The following is a 1,319-nucleotide window of genomic DNA, read 5'->3' as shown; positions in this document are numbered from 1 at the left end:
TATTTTAGCCCCCGATAAGTTCGGAGTGTTATTTTAAATTTCAAACTTATATATTTGAAACATGAAATACAAGAAATGGACTTTAGATCAGAAGCTAGAAATCTTAGCTAGTTCAGAAGAAATTGGTATTGTTGAGGCTTGCCGCAAATATGGTGTTAGTACAGGCACTTTATATAACTGGAAAAAGAAGCATGATCACAAAGGAGAAGCTGGCTTAAAAGTTACTTATGACACTAAGTCTAAAGAACATAAAGAGGTCGTGGAAGAGAATCGTATTCTACGTAAGCTGTTAAGCGACAGAGAAATTGAGTTGGAAATACAAAAGGAGCTTTTAAAAAAAAAGTTTGGGACATCCGATCCAAGAAAGATTTAGTAAATGATACTTACGAGAAACATAAGTGTAGCAAAGCTAAAATCATAAAGATGGTAGGTATAGTGGCTAGTAGTTATTACAGGGAACCTAGTCTTGGCAAAAAAGGAAATGCTCCTACACTAACAACTTTTCATCAAACCAAAGGTTTTGTCGAACAGCCAGTGGTGGTAAATTCCATTAAGAAAATATTAAAAAACGAATTTATAGATTGTGGTTATCGTCTAATGACCAGCTACTTAAAAAGAGATGGATATACTTTAAATCATAAAAAACTATATCGAATCATGAAAGAAGAAGGTTTACTAAAGCTAGAAAACAGAATTAATAGAAGTGGTTCTGGTCGTAAGTTTGTGAAATTTAGAAAGGTTTATACCTCTAGACCAATGCAATGTTTAGAGATGGATATTAAGATGGTATGGGTGCCAAGTGTTGGTAAAAATGCTTATTTACTATCTATAATTGACGTTCACACACGAAGAATTTTAAAAGATTATTTTTCTTTTACTATAAAACAAAACCACGTTATAGAATTACTTTCGCAACTCTTTGAAGAATATCAATATCCTGAAAATGTCGTGATTAGAAGTGATAACGGCAGTCAATTTATAGCTAAAAGCGTGCGTGAATATCTAGGTTTAATAGGTGTACAACAGGAATTTACACATGTCGCAACACCTGAAGAAAACGCTCATATAGAGGCATATCATGGTATTTTAAAGAAAGAAGTGTTTGCTAGATTCGATTATCGCACTTTTGGAGAAATCCAGCAAATATTAAAGCGTTTTGTAAACTTTTATAATAATATAAGGCTTCATGGACTCTTAGGAAGAATAACTCCTATGGAAAAATGGAACTCTGATAAACACTTAATAATGATGAAAAAATTAACAGCGTAATTAAAAATCGAAATTTAGAATAATACTCTTGTTTTATAGGGGTCAAAACA

Annotated in this window: 2 protein-coding genes; both read left to right on the top strand. The window is 32.2% G+C overall.

All coding sequences use genetic code 11. The features are described from left to right. Positions 1 to 61: 61 nt before the first annotated feature. On the top strand, positions 62 to 373 hold the full coding sequence (locus RCH19_RS14710) for a transposase (RefSeq protein ID WP_066082776.1): 312 nt from the start codon (positions 62 to 64) through the stop codon (positions 371 to 373). After that, on the top strand, positions 352 to 1,269 hold the full coding sequence (locus RCH19_RS14705; protein ID WP_343023862.1) for an IS3 family transposase: 918 nt from the start codon (positions 352 to 354) through the stop codon (positions 1,267 to 1,269). Before RCH19_RS14710 ends, RCH19_RS14705 begins: the two co-directional genes overlap by 22 nt. Positions 1,270 to 1,319 lie beyond the last annotated feature (50 nt).

This window comes from Flavobacterium sp. PL12 (assembly GCF_039123485.1).
Lineage (GTDB): Bacteria > Bacteroidota > Bacteroidia > Flavobacteriales > Flavobacteriaceae > Flavobacterium > Flavobacterium weaverense.
The sequence above is the reverse complement of the archived record's forward strand: the minus strand, read 5'-3'. Positions and strand labels throughout refer to the sequence as shown.